Source organism: Flavobacterium daemonense (assembly GCF_007341385.1).
Taxonomy (GTDB): domain Bacteria; phylum Bacteroidota; class Bacteroidia; order Flavobacteriales; family Flavobacteriaceae; genus Flavobacterium; species Flavobacterium daemonense.
The window spans coordinates 25,251-46,626 of the sequence record NZ_VJYD01000006.1; the positions used below are offsets into that span (position 1 = coordinate 25,251).

Here is a 21,376-nt window from a genome sequence, read left to right on the forward strand (position 1 = left end):
GAGAAGAAAACAAAAATAAGGGAACCGCAACATAAAATTTAATTTCGCCGAAAGTACTAATTAATTATTTAGTACAAATTTTTTATTCATCTTTTGGAGGTAGAAGCAGAGATGGTGTATCGTCAGGTCCGTCATCACTGAAGAAAATAATGTTGTACAACATAAATCAAAAACTCCCAATAAAAATATTTTTTTCATGACTTTTATGATTTTAAAATTTGGCATAAGCATTGCTGTTTAGAAGTATTCTGAATCGTTTTTTTCGGCAATGCAATTTTTGTTTGGGAAGAAAATGCGTAGAAAAGTAAGGGTTTATTTAGGCTTCCCTCCTAAACTTGGCCTTACGGTTTTCCGCATTTTATAAGTGAACTAGTTTTGTACATTTGCCCTAATCGCGAGTCAGAGCAAGAACTAATTCTGAGACAAAGTAAATAGGTGTCTTTCTCTGAATTGCGAAGGAAATCCGGAGATTCTTAATGTTCCTGGTTTTCCTGAAAACATAAGTATTAATCCTAAAAATCCTGAAAATCCTGAATGTATGGACAACATTACACGATGCAATTATGAAAAAGCTTATAAAGAAGCGATACGAGCAAAATATAATATTGAAAAAGAATTAGGAGAATACTCTAATTATCTGGAAACACCTTCTCAAGCGCATTTGAGAGATTTATGTTGGAAAATTTTAAGTGTAAATCCAGCTCCAGATGATTTAAAAGTATATTGGGATTTTAAAGGGACTCCATTCAATACAAAAGAAGCGGATACTTGTACAACGTATACAGACAAGTATAAAAAAGTTGGCGCCTTTTTAAGAGGGGAAAAAGAGCCTCAAAAAATTGATACGGTTGACATGGCGGCAATTTTGATCGATTTTCAGCCAAGACCTTTTCGAAAATTTAAGGCAAAAGCAATGTCACGCGAAGAACAAATCACAGTGCATAGTGCTGAGGTTTTGAGTAAAAATGAAGTTGAAAAAATACCCTCAATTTTGAAAGAACCAGAAACTCATGCCTTCGTAAAAACACCATCGAAAAAAACAAAAATCAAAATCTTCAAGCTGAAATTTAAAATGTTGCGAACTGCGGCCATAATTGCTGTTGTTAGCTTGATTGGCGTTATAATTTATTTAGCGCTTCCGCAGAAGGAATGCATGCAATGGTCGGGAGATCATTATGAACTCGTTAATTGCGACGTAAAAAATGAAGGTTCGTTAACAAGAAATCCTGTCGAATTGCTGGATGAAAGTTTGGTTCATCTAAAAAAAGTAGATATTTATGATGATACAGTTTGTTTTGATAAATACGGACGCGCCACAATTTGGTACGCCAAAACACCAAACGGAATTGACTTTTTTAACGGTCACGGCAGACATCCCGAAAATAATATTGCACTAAAACCAGTCACAAAATCTATTTTTAAAAAATACGCACATAAATCTCACGCCGATAAATAAAAAAACCTCCCAAAAAAAATCTTTTTTGGGAGGTTATACAATTCAATACCTGTTTTTTAATTTTTAATTAAGAAGGTTAAGTTACTCATGTGGAGCTATTGATAAAATAATTTTAATCTTCCCAGCCACAGAGTGTCAAACCATATCCTTGAGCTTGTTTCAACGATGTTTTTATAATGGTGTGGCTGCAGGCTGATAATCCTCGGCAGTTTTCGTTGTAATGATATTTTTTTGCACCCTTTGGTCCGCAGATATAAACGCTGGTTTCCGGCAGACTAAATGAAGTTAAAAGTATAAATAATAAGAGTAAAGTATATTTCATTTAGATAATGTTACTTGACAACTAAATCATATTGGTTTCCTTTTTTATCGCTAGCTTTCAATTTTCCGTATGAAATCCATTCTGTATTGATTTCTATTTCAGCAATACTGTCTATTAAAATTCCAGCACCAAATTTCCCCTGAACATTTATATTCCCAAAAACCGAATCGCCTTTTTGATTTATTCCTTTTACATCATAATTGTATTCGTAGTTTCCCGGATCTCCAGTTCGGTATTCGTAATGATAGGTTTTATTTACATGATATGTTTTGGCTTCTTCAGCCGTGATAGTCTTTCGATCATCAGCGGTAACCGTTTCTTTATAAAATGTGTTGATTTTCTGCGGAGGCGGAGCATCAGCTTTTTTGCAGGAATAAAACGCAACTAATAGCAATAAGTTGAGGTAGTTTTTTAGCATAGGCTTTTTGGTATTTGGTTTTACGATAAATCTAAATAGAATAATGTAGCTTGAAATGAGTAATTATACGGGATTTTTATTCTGTTTCGTAGAGAGCAACAGTATCTAATAATTCTTTCTCAAACTGATAAATATCGTCAATTGACGAAAGGGAAACTTTTGACTCTGTTTTATTATCATTAAACAGACTTATATATTTTTTGCTGCCATTAAGATGTAGCCTGCATAAAGGTTTGCGATTATTGTCGTCTAGTAAAATTCCGAAATAAGATTGCGTATCGCGATAAACAATTCTGTTAGTCGGGAGTTTTCGGCGTAAAATGGCAACTACTATTCGATAACCTTCAAGTTCTTCTTCAGTTGTATTAATTTTATTGTCGTCTTCAATAACTGAAATTTCTTCGACTTGCTGTTTAATTGTTTCTTTAGTTAAAGCGGCATTTAAGCGATCATTAATTTTATCGTTGATAAATTGATTCACGGATTTTTGAACTAAGTCCTTAAATTCATCAAGAACTTTTTCAGTTAGTCTGCCTGAATATACTTTATTGGCAAAAAGCTTTGTAAAATCATTTGAAGGATTTTCTAATTCGGCATTTATTTGCTTTTTTATTTCTTTAATATATTTTAGAGAACTGGCATTACTTACAATATTATTTACATCAAAATTGGCTTTATGAAATTTTGCAATTTCATTTATTGTATTTTCTTTCAGATTGCAAATGTCAAATTCCAAAAATGGTTTTTCATCCATTTTGTTTTGATCATCTAAATCGGTGAAAAATTGATACGTAATGCCATTTGTCAAAAGTGCAAATCGGGTTTTTGTAACATGGAAATAACGAAATAACTGCGAATTATGAACCGTAAGATTTTCCTTCCAGCTTTTGCATTCAACAATTATAATAGGTTCTCCATTCTGAAAAATTGCATAATCTACTTTTTCTCCTTTTTTCAACCCAAGATCTGCGGTAAATTCGGGAACAACTTCTAAGGGATTAAAAGCATCATAACCCAAAATATGTATAAAAGGCAATACAAAAGCATGTTTTGTAGATTCCTCTGTTTCAATTTTACTTTTCAGCTGATTTATTTTATCTGCTAACGATTTTAGTTGAATGTTAATTTCCATTTGATTGATTTTTAGATTAGTTATCCAAAAGTAAAATCAATAAAACCAGAATTTTACGGAAATCCATAATGCGGCAAAATCTTTTAGAGAAGTTTTTAGAAAGGATTAAAACAGAAAAGAGGAATATGAAGTTCCTCTTTAAAAATAATGCAAGCTAAAAGTTTTTGTAGAATATTTAAAATTTAGTTTCTACAATCAATCATAATAGTGCCGGCCTGGCATATATAAACACTATTAACTCTTGAATCACCATTATAATGACTTTCAAGATCTTTTTTTAGATCTTCATATTCTTCTGAGCTTACAACCTTTTGTATTTTTACATTTATTAAACGACCAATTGGAGAAATGGTATACAAACCATCACTAGTAGTTTTAGAATATTTATCGCCAAGAAGCCCATAACTTTCATATTCTGTTTGTAGAGATTGTACAAATGAATCAGTTTCTTTGAATAATTCATTTTTATTTGAACAGCTAAGCATTATAATTGCTATAAAAAATAGGATAGTTTTTTTCATTATTATTTTAGTTTTTAATTTAAAAAATGTTACCATTTTAAATCTATAGTATTAAATTCCAATATTTGATTGCCTTCGCGATATAAGGGTAATGAAATAAGTATTTTTTTTGATTTTTTTAATTTTGATAAAAACTTGGCTTCGTTATCAATAAAAATTAAGTCACTACTGTTGTCTTGAGGTTCACTATAGCTAAATTTTATTGGTTTCTCGTCATCAAAACGAACTTTGATAAAATTATTATCATATCCTCCACTAATTTGTCCTTTATCAATACTTACATATATATCCGTACCATTATTTTTTCTTAATGTTAAATGACCGTAATTATTTCCATCATAAGGGAATTCTAGATTTAAGCTTTCATTAGATATTATCTGGGCAAACTTGATCGATTTTGATGTCATTTTATCAATTGATTGATGATATTCCCATGCATTATTTAAAGTTGGTGCAACTGAATCAACAACTACTGCCGCTGAATCTACTGCTACTGCTATTTCATCGTATGATGAGACTGTTTTTTGGCAAGAAAATAATAGTAAAGCACTAAATAATACGATGATTTGTAAGACTTGGTTTTTCATTTTTTTTTGAATTAGTTGTTTAATAACCCAAAAGTAAAATCAATAAAACCAGAATTTTACGGAAATCCATAATTCATAAAATTTTAAATTTCGGCAATAAAAAAAGCCCCCGAAGGAGCTTTAAAATAGGAATAGAAGGAATTTAAATTATCCCCATATCTTTTGCAATAGAAATCAAATGAAGCGTATTGTTAGCTTTAAAAAAGTCTTTTAATCTTGAAAGTCTTTTTTCCATAGCGCTTTTGCTGTTTGGTTTAATTCCTAAAGTTTTTAGAATTTCGATTATTTCATCTTGAGAAACGCCATCGGCTAAATATTTTAAAATTTTAATATCTAATTCTTCTATTTCGAAATTGTTTTTTTCTTGTAAAGCGGAAGATATTTCTGGAGAAATAAATTTTTTGTCAGAACTTGAAATCAGATTGATTGCTTTTTTTAATTCTTCAATACTGTTCAAACTTTTTAAAACAAAACCATCTATTTCAGCATTTTCAAAAAGCGATTTAATGCGAAAGCTTTTGTCTTCGATCGAGTAAACAATTATTTTAATATCAGGTTGTAATTCGCGTACTTTTTGAACCAGTTCATCTCCATTAATAATATTGGGTTCACGATGATCTTTTTTAAAGGAAAGATCACTGATTAATAATTCAAATGGTTCATTTTTGTGAATTGCCGCACGTATTTTTAGAAATGCATCATCGCAAAATCTAGAATGTTCGTAATCGGCAATATTTAAATCTTTCAAAACCTGCTGAATTCCTAAATTCATTGCATCGATATCTTCAGCTATTATTACTTTTTTAAACATAGGTTTTTATTTAGGCATAGTTATTTTTACTTTAAAACCTTTTTGAGGTTCAGTTTCAAAAGTAATTGCTCCTTTTATTGATAAAATACGGTTTTCCATATTTTGCAAACCATTTTTTATAATTTTTGATTTTTCACCGCCTTTTCCGTTGTCTGAATAATTTATAAAGATTTTATTACCGTCGTATTCAAATTTTAAAACAACTACCGAAGCTTGGCTATGCTTTTTCATGTTCACCATCAATTCTTGTAAAACGCGATGAATTGTTATTTTTTTTAGTTCTTCTATTAAGTCCCAATTTATTTTCTCTAGTCCATTAATTGACACATTTATATTTTTGTCGCTGTAAGTTGAGAGCATGTCTTTTAAATTTCTAGAATAATTTGTCCCAGTATCGATATCATTATTCTCTCTTGCAATACCTCTAACACGTATGTAAATACGATCTAGTTTTTGCAATAAGATTCCGGTATTATTTTCGGGTGTTAAAGATTGCGTTTGTGCAAAGGTTATTGTATCAAAGACGTCATTTGCTAGTTCATCATGAATATCTTTTGCAATTCTTGTTTCAGTGTTATAGGCCGTTTTTATTTTTTCTATTCGGTTTCTATTATCATAATGTTTTTTCAAATAGGCAAGTAGAAATAGAAGAATAATTAGCGTTGCAATAAATACGATTTTCTCGTTTTCGGAATCTTTTTGAGTTATAGCTTTTTCTAAACGCAATTTTTCATTTTCGTCTTTTTCCTTTTTTGAATCGTATTTGATTTTTGCAAATTTGTTTTTAAAATTATTTCTGACTTTTAGAATACTATCATTTAAGAAAATGAATTTTTGAATGTGTCCTGTTTTATTGATCACAGAATTATTGGTCATTAAAAAGGATAGCGCTTCTAAGCGTTCGTCGATACTATTGAGTTTTGTGGCAGTTTCATAAGCATTTAAGGCATATTGTTTCGATTTTTGAGGATCGCTTTCGGTATAGTATTCCGTTAAATGTAAATTACTTTCAATACTTCCGTAATCGTCACGGAATTTATTTCTTGAATCTAAACCTTTTTGCATGAACAAAAGACCTTTTTCATGCAATCCTTTTTTATATAGAGCATAGCCTAAATTATCTAAGATAAGCGCATTGCTATTTTGATATCCTTCTCCAGATTTTTTTGTTTTTAAAATGGATTCAAAGATTTTTATAGCATTATCGTATTTCTTTTGATGAATATAAATAACTGCAATATTGTTTAAAGAAGGTTGTTTGCATAAAAAGTCAGCACAATCTTTTAATGCCTCATTATAGTAGTAAATAGCATCATCATAATTTGATAATTCTTTATCAGCAATGCCAAAAAAATTATTGATCGAAACACTATAAATGTCTTTTTTCTTGAGATAGGGCAAAGCCTCAGTCAGCGTTTCTTTGCTTCCGTAATAATCTCCATTTATTTGCTGAATAGACGCCATTTGTATGAGATTATACATGATATTGGCGCTGTCCTTTAGGGTCTCATATGCTGTTTTTGCTTTATTGAAATTGAAAAATGCTTCATTGAAATTTTTGTTGTCAAAGTTTATTATGCCTTTTTCACGATATGCGCTTGCTTCTTTTCTAATAGGTTCAGGTCGAGAAATACTAGATTTCTTTTCGTTGCACGAAAGTAGGAGCAGAAAAATTAAGGAATAAAAAAACGGGGATCGTAGCATAAAACTTACTTTCCCCGAAATTAATAATTTATTTTATAAACTAATCATCTTTATTTATTCATCAGCTGGTGGCGGTGGCGGTGGTTTTATCGTTCCGTCTCCAGGACCATCATCAGCATAAGAAGGTTTTGCAGGATTAATTTCCTTTTTTGCATCTTGATATTCGTCGGCTGTGCAAGAAAATAATGTCGTTGACAATAGGGCGAACGCTCCCAATAAAAATATTTTTTTCATTTTTTTTAAGATTAAATTTTAGACATGGGCATTGCCGTCTGGAACTTTTCCAGAGCATTTTTTAAAGGCAATACCAAGTTGATTTTGGGAAGTGAACGATGTAGAACCGCAAGATTTTTATTTAGACTTCCCGGCTAAACTCCGTCTTACGGTTTTCCATAATTTTAATAAAACCAGTTTTGTATTTTTGTTTTAATCTGCAGATTATTACGTTAACTAATTTTGTTGAGGCAAAGTTATGTGGGGTTAAGAGCTGTATTGATCGAAAAGTCGGGAAAGTCTAATTAGTTTTTTTAAAGTCCGGATAAGTTCGAAGAAGTTGCAAAAAGTCGAATAAAGTGCTTTAGAAAAAGTTGTAAAAAGTTCAAAATGCCTATGTCAAACTTTACTATTGAAGATTACAGAAAAGCTATTAAAGCTAAATATGAAAAGGAAATAAATGGAGAATATTCAAATAATTTAAGTTCGCCAACTACAGCAAATCTTAGAAATTTATGCATCAAAAGATTTGAGTCAAATACTAATAAAGATGACTTAAGCGCTTTTGAGTATTTTTTTAATTTTCCATTTGACAAGGATAAAAAAAACTTATTTGGGGAAGATGAACTGAATAAATTAGAATCTGTTAAGAGATTTTTTTTAGGTAGAACTGAGAAACCAGCAGAAGATACTATTCAATTAGCGGCCATACTTGTTGATCTTCAGCCAAGACCTTTTAATAAGTTTAAGAAGCTTATTGATCAAGAAGATTTAGAGTTGATAAATGAGTTGAGGCTTACTAACAATTCTGATAAAGAGGATTCTTCTAATAGTTTGAAAGTTCAAGCAGAAAGTGAAGATTTTAATGTTTTAAAAACTGATTATGTTACTGAAGAAAGAAATTCAGAATCAAAAAAATCAATTAAGAGAAATAAATATTTTGAAAAGCTATTTAATAGATCAAAACCGACAATGATTACAACTGCGGTAATTTTTTGTTTGATAGCAGCAACAATCTATTTTGCTTTTATTAAAAAGCATTGTATGCAATGGTCTGAAGATCATTTTGATGTTGTTGATTGCAATGTAAAAACAGAAAATCAAAACAAGATAATTCCGTATGATGGTAATCTTCTTGAGTTTAAAAAAATAAGAGTCTGCGATACAACAACTAATTATACCGATATATGGTATTCCAAATGTGATAATGTTGTAGAATTTTTTAATACACACGGAAGAAATCCAGTAAATGATAAACCACTTAGAGCTGTAACAAAACATATTTTTGAGAGATATGCAGAAAAATGTGGTTCTAAAAAATAAAAAAAACCTCCCAAAAGAGATCTTTTTGGGAGGTTTCATTGACTTGATTTTTATTCTTGATCCGATTTATAACCGGTGTCGTTAGGAAAAAGCAACTTGTTTAAGTTGACATCTCGTTGATAAACATCAGGATAGAAATTCATATTTCCATCTCTGGTTACCCACGCGGTGAAATAACCAATATAAATAGGAATTTTTTTCTTTAGGAAAAACGGCGTTTCTTTTTCGCCGCTCATGGCATCATTTATTTTATCTATAGTCCATTCTGGATAATCTTTCATCATCGAAACGGCAAGTTCTTTGGCTTTTTCAACATTGATACAACCATGGCTGAAAATACGTTTTTCAAACCCGAATAAACTTTTTGATGGCGAATCATGCATATAAATGTCATTCGGATTCGGGAACATAAATTTCACAAGTCCTAAAGCATTTTCCGGACCCGGTTTTTGTCTCACTTTCCCGCCGTTCCATTCCATACCGTGATCGGCAAGATAATTTTTGTCTTCGGCCATTTTTAGTTTTAGTTCATTTTGAATAATACTTGTTGGAACATACCAATACGGACTAAAGACAATGCGGTCAATTTGCCCACTAAAAATCACAGTTTTAGTTAGCGGTGTTCCAATGAAAACTTTCGAGACAATATCAAAATTTCCGTTTCGTACAAAATACAGCATAAACGACGGAATATTGACCATAACAAATTCGTCTTGATTTTCCAGCGTTGGCGGAATCCATCTGCAGCGTTCCATATTCAACATTATGGTTTTTATACGATCGCTGATCGGTTCGTTCATTTGGTCGATATGTTCTTTTGAAAGTATATAATTTGGCGTCAAGGCATGGCGAATTTTATATTTCATTACGCCATCCATCAATTCACGATCATAAAAATTGCTTTTGGAGTCGTTTGCTAAATCGCCAATTATGAATAAACGATGTCTAACATCGGCAATGGTTTGAGAAGTAGCATCTGGACGCAAATCTTGATAAGGGTTGTCCATATAGATAGGAGTCCATTGTTTGCTTTTTTCGATTTCGCGGTATTTTTTCAAAACTTCCTGAAGCTTGTAATATTGGCTAAAAAGAACATGTTTGTTTTCCTGCAATAAGTTGGGATTGCTTACAATAGAATCCAATAAGGTTTCATATGATAATTTTTTCTTAGGCAGATACCATTGAATTTTATCTTGTTCAGCACCATCAATTCCTTGATAGACATGTTTTGCGTATAAAATATACATGGAACTCAGCAAAAGCTCGGTATCTGCGTCTGAAATTTTCGATTTTGATTTCGATTCCTCATTAAAAACTTCATCAAGTTTATCTTTGTACGGAATTTCAATATGTACACCTTCTTCGTAAGTTGAATTTAATTTGTGATATAAAAGATATCCAAATTCATTTATGTCATTTCCGTCATACCAAATCGATTTATACGCCTTACTTTTATATAAAGCCGCAACATCCGTTTGATAGTCTTTTAAGGCAGAATATTTTTTGAAAAAAGCGGTAATCGAGGCGCTTGTAATGGCAGGTGCGCTAACAATAAAATGATTCTTTTTATCTGTAGGAAAGTCCAGATGATGATTTGAGTAAGCAAATGAAGGATTTAAAAAATACCCAAATAAAAGAATTACAACAAAGGTAAAGTTTTTCATTTTTTTTTGATTTACGTTATTAGTCCTTTAATGAAACATTGAAAATAAAAGGCAATCTGGCAAAAAAATGATTTGGGGGAAAATCGGTATTTCTACTCAAATTTATAAAAAATATCTTAATATTCAGATCTTTATGTTTTAAGAAATTGTACCAAAAAACAAATTGCTTTTAAGATCAAAAAAAGGGCTTTTTGTACGTAAAAAATTTGCCGATTCTAGAATTGAAATTCCGCTGTTTTATGGCTTGACTTCTCAATTTTTAGTGCAAAGAAAGTGCAGGACAGTTTTTTAAATTTTCATGCTTTTATTTGTGTTAGAAATTATTTTTTGAATAAAAGTGGAGTTAAAATTTTTTTCTTCTCTAACAATCCTATATTTTTACGCAACCGATTGCAATTGTTGTTTTATTCGTGATAATGTATTTTTTAGATTAAATTTTTATCAAATATTTTTATTCCGCTTAAAAACATTGATTCTTTCAGAATGAAAATTTTAAAGAATAAATTAAAATGGCTTTAGTACGATTTGTTTTCCTGTTTGTTCTGATTTCTTTTTCGGCTTCGGCCCAAAAAGACTATAAATTGTGGTTGCAGTATAATAAAGTTGACAATGCCGAAATTGCTTCAGAATATAAAAACAGTTTGAACAATATCGTTTCTTTTGGAAATTCAGAAACAATTAAAATTTCAGTAAAAGAATTAGAAACTGGAGTTTTCAGCATGTTGGATAAAAAAACAGAAGTCAAAACTCAAATCGAAGGCGAAAACAATTTGATAATTGGAAGTAAATCTTCTTTGGATTCAAATCTGCTAAAAACACTTGAAGCCGATTTTGAAAAAATAAATAAGGAAGGTTTTATCATTAAATCAATTGCTGTAAAAAATAAAAAACAGTTGATTATTACCGGAAAAAATGATGTTGCTGTTTTATACGGTGTTTTCAGTTTCTTGAGAATCCTACAAACAAACAAGCCGATCAATAATTTAAATATTGCCGATTCTCCAAAAACAAACATCCGAATCTTAAATCATTGGGACAATCTCGATCGCTACGTTGAACGCGGTTACGCCGGAATTTCACTTTGGAATTGGCAAAAACTGCCTGATTTTATTGATCAGCGTTATATCGATTATGCGAGAGCAAATGCTTCAATAGGAATCAACGGAACGGTTTTGACCAACGTAAATGCCAATGCGCTGATTTTAACACCACAATATTTAGAAAAAGTCGAAGCTTTAGCCAATGTTTTTAGGCCGTACGGAATAAAAGTGTATTTAACCGCAAGATTTTCGGCACCAATTGAAATTGGAAATCTAAAAACTGCCGATCCAAAAGATCCAGAAGTGATCAATTGGTGGAAAAATAAAGCAGCTGAAATTTATAAACGAATTCCGGATTTTGGAGGTTTTTTGGTTAAAGCAAATTCTGAAGGCCAGCCGGGACCACAAAATTACGGAAGAGATCACGTTGATGGAGCGAATATGCTTGCCGATGCTGTTGCGCCTTTTGGCGGTGTGATTATGTGGCGTGCTTTTGTATATTCGGAGCACGATGCAAACGACCGCGCGAAACAGGCTTTCGCCGAATTTCAGCCTTATGACGGAAAATTCAAAGAAAATGTAATCGTTCAAGTGAAAAACGGAGCAATTGATTTTCAGCCGAGAGAACCCTTTCATCCTTTGTTTGGTGCGATGCCCAAAACGCCTTTAATGATGGAATTTCAAATCACGCAGGAATATTTGGGTTTCAGCACACATTTGGTTTTTCTACCTAAATTATTTCAAGAAGTTTTAGAATCAGATACGTACCAAAAAGGAAAAGGTTCGACTGTTGCCAAAGCCGTCGACGGAACTTTATATCAACATAAATTAACCGGAATTGCCGGCGTGGCAAATATTGGAAATGATTTAAACTGGACGGGACATCCTTTTGCACAGGCAAATTGGTACGGTTTCGGAAGGTTGGCGTGGAATCCTTATTTAGATTCCGAAACTATTGCTGACGAATGGTTGAGGTGTACTTTTTCTAACGATGAGAATTTTATAAAACCAGTTAAAAATATAATGATAGAATCACGCGAAGCAGTTGTAAATTATATGACACCGCTCGGACTGCATCATATTATGGATACTGGTCATCATTACGGACCAGGACCGTGGGTTTCAAATTTGTCAAGACCAGAATGGAACCCGACGTATTATCATAAAGCAGATAAAAACGGAATTGGTTTTGACCGATCAAAATCGGGTACAAATGCCACCGCACAATACGCACCCGAAGTTGAAAAACTTTTTGATAATTTAGAAACCTGTCCAGAGAAAGATTTATTATGGTTTCATCATGTTTCGTGGGATTATAAATTGAAAAACGGACAAACTCTTTGGAATGGTTTGGCATTAAAATATCAAGAAGGCGTAAATCAAGTAGCGGCAATGCAGAACGTTTGGAATAAAACTGAAAAATATATTGATAGCGAGCGTTTTCATGAAGTTCAAATGTTATTAGAAATTCAGAACAAAGAAGCAAAATGGTGGCGAGATGCTTGTTTGTTATATTTTCAGCAGTTTTCAGGGAAAGAGCTTCCGGCAGGAGTGGAAAAACCAACGCAGACATTGGAGTATTTTAAATCATTAAAATTCCCGTTTGCACCGGGAAATGGAAAATAAATTGGAGTAATTGTAAAGCGGATAAAAAGGATTCGCTATCGTGAAGACACGGAAAAAAGACGGATTTTTTCCTTTTAAAATAATAATAAAAAATCCGTTCAAATCAGCGTTTTCGTGATAGCGAATCCGTTTCATCTGCGTCAAAAATATTTATAGATTAAAAAATTATGAGCAAAAAAACAGCAATAGTAACAGGAGGAAATTCGGGTTTAGGATTTGCAACAGCACAAAAACTTTGTAATAACGGAATCACGACTTACATTATAGGAAGATCGAAAGAAAAAACAGAAGAAGCTTGCAAGGAAATTGGAGAAAACGCCATTCCGGTAATCTTCGATTTGAATGATTTGGCTGGAATTCCAGCAATGATTGAAAACATCGCTAAAAATGGCCCAATTGATATTTTGGTGAATAATGCCGGAATTAATCTGAAAAAAGAATTTTTAGATGTGACAGATGAAGACTTTCTGTCGATAATTCACACCAATCTTTTGAGTGTTTTTGCAGTAAGCAAAGCGGTTGTAAAAAATATGAAAGAAAATGGTTCAGGAAGTATTGTAAACATCAGCTCGATGGCATCGCAATACGGAATCCCAAAAGTAATTGCTTATTCAGCGAGCAAGGGCGCAATCGAGTCGATGACGCGCGCTATGGCGGTAGAATTGGCGCCGTTTGGAATTCGTGTCAATTGTGTTGCACCAGGGTTTATCAAAACTAAAATGTCGGCAAAAGCTTTAGACAGCGATCCAGAAAGAAAAAATAAAGTATTGGGAAGAACGCCAATGGGATTTTTGGGCGAACCTTCGGACATTGCAGATGCCGTTTATTATTTTGCTTTAAGTGAATCAAAATACACAACAGGAACTATTTTGCCTGTTGACGGCGGAAATAGTATTGGTTTTTAAAAAATTATTTAAACACATAGAGTCATAGCTTTTCTTTGTCTCCAAAAAAAGGCGTTTCACTTATTTTAACAAACATAGCTATGTGTAAAATCTTGATTTTATTTTAAACTTTTATTACGTTGTTTCAAAACTATGTTTCTATGTGTTTAAAAAAAATCTAACAATAGATTAGTATGACAAAAATGCAACAAACAATGCGTTGGTTTGGACCTCAGGACAACGTTACTTTAATAGATATCAAACAAGCCGGAGCAACTGGAATTGTAACGGCTTTGCATCATATTCCGGTTGGAGAAATCTGGACAATCAGTGAGATTCAAGAGAGACAGCAAATCATTAGAAATGCTGGTTTGGAATGGTCGGTTGTGGAAAGTCTTCCGGTTCATGAAGAAATCAAAAGAGCTTCTGGAAATTATCTTCAATACATTGAAAATTATAAAATCAGTTTAAGAAATCTGGCGGAATGCGGTATTAAAATCATTACCTACAATTTCATGCCGATTTTGGATTGGGTAAGAACAAATCACAATTTTATTAATCAGGACAAAAGCAAAGCATTGCTTTATAATCAAGACGCTTTTACGTTTTTTGATATTTTTCTGTTAAAAAGACCAAACTCAGAAAATGATTATTCGGATCCAGAAAAAGAAAATGCGCTAAAGTTCGGGAATCAATTATCTGAAGATGAAAAAGCGCTATTGTTTAAAAATGTTTTGTTAGGATTACCGGGAAGCAAAATCAATTTTACTGCCGAACAAATTTTGGCGCTTTTAGAAAATTATGCTGATATCGACAATCAAAAACTAAGAGAAAACCTGATTTACTTTTTGTCAGAAGTTACTCCGGTTGCGGAAGAAGTTGGAGCCAAATTAGCAATTCATCCTGATGATCCGCCGTTTTCGGTTTTAGGTTTACCAAGAATTGTTTCTACTGAAGCCGACCTAAAAGTGATTTTTGATGAGGTTCCTTCTGAAGCTAACGGATTGTGTTATTGCACGGGTTCGCTGAGTGCCGATCCAAAAAATAATCTGGAGAAAATAATTGATGATTATGGTGACCGAATCCACTTTTTGCATCTACGAAATACCATCCGCGAAAGCGAAACTATTTTCCGCGAATCCGAACATTTGAATGGTGATGTAAAAATGGAGGTTATTCTGGAAAAGATTCTATTGTTAATGAATAAAACAAAAGTAAGTCTGCCAATGCGCCCAGATCACGGATTTCTACACGCAGTTGATGAGGTTACAGAAACGTATCCTGGTTATTCATTGACAGGACGTTTAAAAGGTCTTGCTGAGTTGAGAGGTTTGGAAATGGGAATTGCTTATAAATTGAATTTGTAAATATCCTTTGTGTTAAACCTGATAGGTTTTTAAAACCTGTCAGGTTTGCGATGAGAAGAGAAAAACGTACTATTTGTCATTCCGAGGAACGAGACCCGAGTGACAGCGAACAGGCGAAGCAAATCACACTCGGAATTCGACAAAGATTGGCGAAATGCTATGCGGAATTACTATTGTGATTTCTCCTCCGTCGAAATGACAAAATTGTGATGATAAAAACAAAACGTCTTGTTTGTCATTCCGAGGAACGCGGAATCTCCGCGAGAAGCTCTACAAAGCTTGGCAACATTCTGTGCGGAGTTTCTTGTGGAGATTGCTTCGCCAGTTCGCTATCGCTCGTGCCCTCGTTCCTCGGAATGACAAAAAAGACGTCGCTTATAATGAATTTTAGACCCGACAGGTTTTTAAAACCTGTCGGGTCTAACATCCGAAAACTATGATTCTATGTGTTTAAAATTTAAGATGCTAAATATCATTTTATCGCTTTTCCTTATCGGATTAAGCGCAAAATCGTATGCTATAAATCCAGAAAAATACGTAGTAAATCAAGCTTCTGCTGAAAATTTTCCTTTGGTTTCAAAAGGAAAAGCAACTTCAATTTTAGTGAGTTCAACTGATTTTTCGGGCGTTTTGAAAGTTGCGGGACATTTGGAAAATGATATTTTTAAAGTTTCAGATTTGCATCCAAAACAAATAAAAAATATTGCTGAAGCCGAAGATTTTGTTGTAATTATTGGAACATTTGGGAAAAGCGAAATTATCAAGCAATTAGTCAAAGACGGAAAAATTGATGGAAAACAACTCGACGGAAAATGGGAAAAATTTACAACGCAAATTGTTGAAAATCCATTTAAAGGAATAAAAAAAGCACTTGTAATTGCAGGTTCAGATAAACGCGGAACGATTTACGGAATCTACGATTTGTCCAGTCAAATTGGGATTTCACCTTGGTATTTTTGGGCAGATGTTCCGGTTAAAAAGCAATCGGAATTACATGTTTTGCCTGGAATTCATTCGCAGGGAGAACCAAAAGTAAAATATCGCGGTATTTTTATAAATGATGAAGCGCCAGCATTAACTGGTTGGGCTTATGAAAAATACGGCGGATTCAATTCGAAATTTTACGATACGGTTTTTGAATTGATTTTGAGAATGAAAGGCAATTATTTATGGCCGGCAATGTGGGGAAGAATGTTTTATGTTGATGATCCGCAGAATGCTGTTTTGGCCGATGAATACGGAATTGTGATGGGAACTTCACATCATGAACCGCTGACACGTGCGCACGCTGAATGGGGAAAAGAAAAAGGAAAATGGGATTTTAATACCAATTCTGAAGCTTTGATTAATTTCTGGAAAGACGGAATTAAAAGAATGGGAAATAAAGAAACCATTGTGACTATTGGAATGCGAGGCGACGGCGATGAACCGATGACGCAAGGAACTGCAATTGGACTTTTGGAAAATATTGTAAAAACCCAGCGAAATATCATTCAAGAAATCACTAAAAAGCCAATTGAAGAAACACCTCAAATGTGGGCGCTTTACAAAGAAGTTCAGGATTATTACGACAAAGGAATGACGGTGCCTGATGATGTTACGCTTTTATTATGTGATGACAATTGGGGAAATATCCGTAAACTGCCAGAATTGAATGCCAAAACAAGAAAAGGCGGTTACGGAATTTATTACCATTATGATTACGTTGGCGGACCGCGAAATTATAAATGGATCAACACCAACCAAATTGAGCGAACTTGGGAACAAATGGATTTGGCATATCAACATGGAGTTGATAAAATTTGGATTGTAAATGTGGGTGACATAAAACCAATGGAATTTCCGATTGAGTTTTTTTTAGACATGGCTTGGAATCCTGAAAAGGTTAATGCCGGAAATTTACAAGATTATTATGTGAATTGGGCGAAAGAGAATTTTGGAAATCAATTTACAGGCGAAATTGCGCAGATTTTAAAATTATACACCAAATATAATGCTCGAAGAAAACCTGAATTATTAGACAGGAAAACCTATAGCATAACTAATTACAATGAAGCAAATCGAGTGGTAGCCGATTATCAGAAATTGGCAAAAATAGCCAGTACAATAAACGAGAAACTGCAGCCCGAATATAAAGATGCTTTTTATCAGCTGGTTTTATTTCCTGTTTTGGCAAGTGCAAATTTGAATGAATTGTATTTTGCTCAGGCGAAAAATTTTTTATATACAGAACAAGGAACGCCTTTGGCAAATGATTATAAAGAAAAAGTAAAAGAGTTATTCGAAAAAGACAGTCTGTTGACTGATTATTATCATACTAAAGTGGCAAACGGCAAATGGAATCACATGATGTCGCAAACGCATATTGGTTACACAAATTGGCAACAACCAGATAAAAATGTGATTCCGGGAACGAACTTCGTTTTTTATAACCCGATAGTGAATAAAGTAATTGCGACTGAAGGAACCAAAGAAGTTTTGGATGGCGTTCTTAAAAGCAAAGCTGATTTAAGGGATTTAAATTCGCTAGATAATAAAACAACATACTTCGATCTGATAAACTGTGGAGAGAGAAGTTATTGGTATAAAATTATTTGCGATAAAAATTGGATTAATTTTTCTTCTAGGGAAGGTTTGGTAAAAACAGAACAAAGAATTATTGTAAGCATTGATTGGAATAAGGCGCCAAAAGGAGCAACCAAGAGTCAATTTACGGTTATGGGGGATTTTCTGAAGTACACTTTTTCATTGAAAACTAATAATGTAAATCCAAATAAAGTACATGGTTTTATAGAAAGCAATGGTTGTATTTCTATAGAAGCTCAGAATTATTCAAAAGCAATAAATGCTAATGCTGCAAAATGGACGATAATTCCAAATCTTGGTAAAACAGACTCAGGAGTTACAATCAAACCGTCGAATATAAAACCATTTGAAATTTCCGAACAATCGCCTAGACTAGAATATGATGTTCACTTTTTCAGCAAAGGAAACGTAAAGGTCCGTGCTTATTTTTCACCGACAATTAATTTTAAAATAGGTGACGGCTTGAAATATGGAGTTGGTTTTGATTCGGAAAAACCACAGATAATGAACCTCAATGCAGATTCTTCAGAAAAAGCTTGGGCAGAATCGGTTGCAAATAATATCAAAATTATAACATCATCGCATACAATTGAAAAATCTGGAAATCATATCCTTAAATTTTACGGAATTGATCCGGCTTTGGTGCTTCAGAAAATTGTAATTGAGACAGAAGAAGGAAAAGTATTGGAGTCGTATTTAGGACCGCCGGAGAGTTTTAGGAAGGAATGATGCGCAAAGTTTGTCATTCCGAGGGACGAGGAATCTCCGCAAGAAACTCTATAAAGTTTTGATTCTAATTGCGGAGCTACTTGTGGAGATTTCTCCTCCGTCGAAATGACAAAACTATGAACATAGATTAAACCTGACAGGTTTTAAAAACCTGTCAGGGTCTACTTTAAGATAAAAAAACTATTAACTATTAAAACCAAAATATATGAAATTTATTAACCCTTATGTGTTTGCCGTCGCAACGTTGCTGATGGTAAGTTGTTCTTCGAAAAAAGAAACACTGTCGTTAAAAGACGCCTATAAAAACGATTTCTATATCGGAACGGCTTTAAGCGCAGACCAAATTCAAGAAAAAAATAGCAAAGAAGATTCATTGATCAAAAAAGAATTTAATGCGATTACCGCAGAAAATATTATGAAATCAATGTTCACACATCCGGAAAAAGATAGATATGATTTTACTCTGGCGGACAAATTTGTTGCTTACGGAGAAAAAAATAAAATGTTTGTTCACGGACATACTTTGATTTGGCACAGTCAATTAGCTCCTTGGATGGAAAAAATAAAAGACAGTACCGAAATGAAAGCGTTTATGCAAGATCATATCACGACAATTGTTTCTAAATACAAAGGAAGAGTGAAGTCGTGGGACGTTGTTAATGAAGCTTTAAATGATGATGGAACGTTGAGAAAATCGGTTTTTTTGAATACGCTTGGAGAAAAATATTTAGTTGATGCTTTTAAATTGGCAGCAAAAGCAGATCCAAAAGCTGATTTGTATTACAACGATTATAATATCGAAGAACCAGCAAAAAGAGCGGGAGCAATTGCTTTGATCAAAAAAATAAAAGCAGCGGGAGGAAAGGTTGACGGCGTTGGAATTCAAGGACATTGGCGATTGAACAGCCCATCATTAGAGGAAATCGAAAAAAGTATTTTGGAATATTCTGCTTTAGGAATTAAAGTAGCGTTTACAGAATTAGACATTACAGTTTTGCCAAATCCGTGGGATTTAAAAGGTGCTGATGTGAATCAGAAATTTGAAGGAAATGACAAAATGAATCCGTATCCAAAAGCATTGCCAGATTCTATTCAGAACAAATTGGCAGAGCGTTACGCTTCTATTTTCAAGTTGTTTTTAAAGCATAGAGACAAAATCAGCAGAGTTACTTTTTGGGGAGTTCATGACGGGCAATCTTGGTTAAACGACTGGCCTATAAAAGGAAGAACAAATTATCCGTTGCCATTTGATGCTAATTTAAAACATAAAAAAGCGTACAATAGTATTCTGCAGCTTAAAGAGAAAAAAGAATAAAAAAGAGTGCGAATTCTGCTTATTGAGAATGCTTACAGACTGTTTTTGTGAAAATTATGCAATAACGCTAAGTAAATTTGGACGGTATATTTTTTTTACTAAATTTACACAACCGATTGCTTAAGCAGAAACCTTTTGAAATCAGTGCAAGAGCTAACTAAATAATCAATATTTTGTAAATGTTGATTATAGAACTAACCAAAATAACCACGAACCAATAATGAATTTTAATTCCCAAAAATTATCCATAAAAGAAAAAATTGGATACAGCTTAGGTGATCTTGCCGCAAATTTAGTTTTTCAAACGCTCATGACGTATCTGGCGTATTTTTACACTGATATTTACGGATTATCGCCAGCCCATTCATCTATAATAATGCTCGTTGTCGGTTTAATTGCAGCTTTTATTTTTAATCCTATTATTGGTGTTTTGGCAGATAGAACGACCAGCAAATGGGGGAAATTCAGACCTTGGATCTTATGGACTGCCGTGCCGTTAGGCGTAATTGCCTTGCTTGCTTTTACGACACCAAATTTCTCATACCAAGGAAAAGTAATTTATGCAGTTGCAACCTATAGTTTATTACTGCTTTTTTATGCCGGAAACAATTTGCCATATTCGGCTTTAAGTGGTGTTATTACTGGCGATATGGGCGAGCGAAACAGTATGTCGGCATACCGTTTTGTAGCCGTTATGTTTGCCCAGTTTTTTGTTCAGGTATTTATGCTCGGCATTATAAAAAGTGCCGGAAATGGCGATAAAGCTGTTGGAATTGAAAAAGTCATGACCGTTTTGGCAATCGTTGGAACTATTATGCTTTTGATTACTTTTTTCACTACGAAAGAAAGAATTATTCCAAAACCAGAGCAAAAATCAAGCGTAAAAGAAGATTTAAGCGATTTGGTAAAAAACAGACCGTGGGTAATCATGCTTTCATTAACGACTTTGGTTTTTATTACGTTGGCAATGAAAGGCGGATCATACGTGTATTATTTTGAAAACTATGTAGATAAAAATCAATTAGCGATTTTTATTCAGCCAATTTTAGATACTTTGTCAAGTATTGGATTGAATCATTTTGGTAATGATCCCGTTGCTGCCGGATTCGGATTGTTCAATGCAGGAGGAATTATCTTCATGATTGTTGGAATCACGTTGTCTAAAAAACTTGCTGATAAATATGGAAAGCGAAATATATTTGGGTTGTTTCTATTCATCTCAACACTTTTTATTATCGCTTTTTATTTCTTTCCATCAACATCGATTGGCTTTATATTTTTCTCCCAAATTTTGCATGGATTTTTCTACGGAATCACCATTCCGCTTCTTTGGGCGATGATTGCCGATGTCGCCGATTACTCGGAATGGCTGAACAATCGTCGTGCAACTGCTATTATTTTCTCGGCTATGATGGTTGGATTAAAAGCAGGTTTAAGCATTGGCGGAGCCTTGACAACTTCATTATTAGGACATTTTAATTACGTGCCAAATGCCGCACAACAGACTGATATTGCAATAAACGGAATAAAATTGCTAGTAAGTATTTTTCCGGCAATACCTTTTTTGATTGGTGTTGGATTATTGTTTTTCTACAAAATTGACAAGAAAATGGAAGTGCAGATTGAATTTGATTTAAAAGAGAGAAGAGTTTAATGTATTAAAAAAAATTAAAAAAAG

17 protein-coding genes are annotated in these 21,376 nt (G+C 33.3%); 8 read left to right on the forward strand and 9 right to left on the reverse strand.

Going from position 1 to position 21,376, the window contains the following annotated elements:
* The first annotated feature begins 538 nt into the window (after nucleotides 1-538).
* Nucleotides 539-1,456 (forward strand): hypothetical protein, encoded by a 918-nt coding sequence (locus FND99_RS09405; protein ID WP_144337738.1) that lies wholly within the window; start codon nucleotides 539-541, stop codon nucleotides 1,454-1,456.
* Between the two features lie 112 nt (nucleotides 1,457-1,568).
* On the opposite strand, the gene FND99_RS09410 is transcribed toward FND99_RS09405, so the two are convergent.
* From FND99_RS09410 to FND99_RS09445, 8 genes are all read right to left on the reverse strand, one after another.
* Nucleotides 1,569-1,778: a hypothetical protein gene (locus FND99_RS09410; protein ID WP_144337739.1), complete on the reverse strand. Its 210-nt coding sequence runs from the start codon at nucleotides 1,776-1,778 to the stop codon at nucleotides 1,569-1,571.
* A 10-nt stretch (nucleotides 1,779-1,788) separates the two neighbouring features.
* Nucleotides 1,789-2,196 (reverse strand): hypothetical protein, encoded by a 408-nt coding sequence (locus FND99_RS09415; RefSeq protein WP_144337740.1) that lies wholly within the window; start codon nucleotides 2,194-2,196, stop codon nucleotides 1,789-1,791.
* A 76-nt stretch (nucleotides 2,197-2,272) separates the two neighbouring features.
* Complete coding sequence (locus FND99_RS09420) at nucleotides 2,273-3,328, reverse strand: type I restriction endonuclease (RefSeq protein ID WP_144337741.1); 1,056 nt, start codon at nucleotides 3,326-3,328, stop codon at nucleotides 2,273-2,275.
* Between the two features lie 182 nt (nucleotides 3,329-3,510).
* Complete coding sequence (locus tag FND99_RS09425; protein WP_144337742.1) at nucleotides 3,511-3,849, reverse strand: ABC transporter; 339 nt, start codon at nucleotides 3,847-3,849, stop codon at nucleotides 3,511-3,513.
* Between the two features lie 29 nt (nucleotides 3,850-3,878).
* The gene (locus FND99_RS09430; RefSeq protein ID WP_144337743.1) at nucleotides 3,879-4,436 is read right to left on the reverse strand and encodes a hypothetical protein; all 558 of its coding nucleotides are present in this window, start codon (nucleotides 4,434-4,436) and stop codon (nucleotides 3,879-3,881) included.
* Nucleotides 4,437-4,578: 142 nt separating this feature from the next.
* Complete coding sequence (locus FND99_RS09435) at nucleotides 4,579-5,247, reverse strand: response regulator (RefSeq protein ID WP_144337744.1); 669 nt, start codon at nucleotides 5,245-5,247, stop codon at nucleotides 4,579-4,581.
* A gap of 6 nt (nucleotides 5,248-5,253) precedes the next feature.
* On the reverse strand, nucleotides 5,254-6,729 hold the full coding sequence (locus FND99_RS09440; protein WP_342777778.1) for a tetratricopeptide repeat-containing sensor histidine kinase: 1,476 nt from the start codon (nucleotides 6,727-6,729) through the stop codon (nucleotides 5,254-5,256).
* A gap of 276 nt (nucleotides 6,730-7,005) precedes the next feature.
* Nucleotides 7,006-7,185, reverse strand: coding sequence for a hypothetical protein (locus tag FND99_RS09445; RefSeq protein ID WP_144337746.1), 180 nt, complete (start codon nucleotides 7,183-7,185; stop codon nucleotides 7,006-7,008).
* A 375-nt stretch (nucleotides 7,186-7,560) separates the two neighbouring features.
* Here FND99_RS09445 and FND99_RS09450 point away from each other — a divergent pair, with 375 nt between their 5' ends.
* Nucleotides 7,561-8,487 carry a hypothetical protein gene (locus tag FND99_RS09450; RefSeq protein WP_144337747.1) on the forward strand — a complete coding sequence of 309 codons (927 nt, stop codon included), beginning with the start codon at nucleotides 7,561-7,563 and terminating at the stop codon, nucleotides 8,485-8,487.
* A 50-nt stretch (nucleotides 8,488-8,537) separates the two neighbouring features.
* Here FND99_RS09450 and FND99_RS09455 read toward each other — a convergent pair whose 3' ends face one another.
* Nucleotides 8,538-10,151, reverse strand: coding sequence for a L,D-transpeptidase family protein (locus FND99_RS09455; RefSeq protein WP_144337748.1), 1,614 nt, complete (start codon nucleotides 10,149-10,151; stop codon nucleotides 8,538-8,540).
* 509 nt (nucleotides 10,152-10,660) lie between these two features.
* On the opposite strand from FND99_RS09455, the gene FND99_RS09460 reads away from it, so the two are divergent.
* From FND99_RS09460 to FND99_RS09485, 6 genes are all read left to right on the forward strand, one after another.
* Nucleotides 10,661-12,817 (forward strand): alpha-glucuronidase family glycosyl hydrolase, encoded by a 2,157-nt coding sequence (locus FND99_RS09460; protein WP_144337749.1) that lies wholly within the window; start codon nucleotides 10,661-10,663, stop codon nucleotides 12,815-12,817.
* A gap of 167 nt (nucleotides 12,818-12,984) precedes the next feature.
* The gene (locus FND99_RS09465) at nucleotides 12,985-13,722 is read left to right on the forward strand and encodes an SDR family NAD(P)-dependent oxidoreductase (protein ID WP_144337750.1); all 738 of its coding nucleotides are present in this window, start codon (nucleotides 12,985-12,987) and stop codon (nucleotides 13,720-13,722) included.
* A 182-nt stretch (nucleotides 13,723-13,904) separates the two neighbouring features.
* The gene (uxuA, locus tag FND99_RS09470; RefSeq protein ID WP_144337930.1) at nucleotides 13,905-15,068 is read left to right on the forward strand and encodes a mannonate dehydratase; all 1,164 of its coding nucleotides are present in this window, start codon (nucleotides 13,905-13,907) and stop codon (nucleotides 15,066-15,068) included.
* A 462-nt stretch (nucleotides 15,069-15,530) separates the two neighbouring features.
* On the forward strand, nucleotides 15,531-18,383 hold the full coding sequence (locus tag FND99_RS09475) for a glycosyl hydrolase 115 family protein (RefSeq protein WP_144337751.1): 2,853 nt from the start codon (nucleotides 15,531-15,533) through the stop codon (nucleotides 18,381-18,383).
* 205 nt (nucleotides 18,384-18,588) lie between these two features.
* A complete protein-coding gene (locus FND99_RS09480; RefSeq protein ID WP_144337752.1) occupies nucleotides 18,589-19,698 on the forward strand; it encodes an endo-1,4-beta-xylanase in 1,110 nt (369 codons plus the stop codon).
* A 220-nt stretch (nucleotides 19,699-19,918) separates the two neighbouring features.
* Nucleotides 19,919-21,352, forward strand: coding sequence for an MFS transporter (locus FND99_RS09485; protein WP_144337753.1), 1,434 nt, complete (start codon nucleotides 19,919-19,921; stop codon nucleotides 21,350-21,352).
* Nucleotides 21,353-21,376 lie beyond the last annotated feature (24 nt).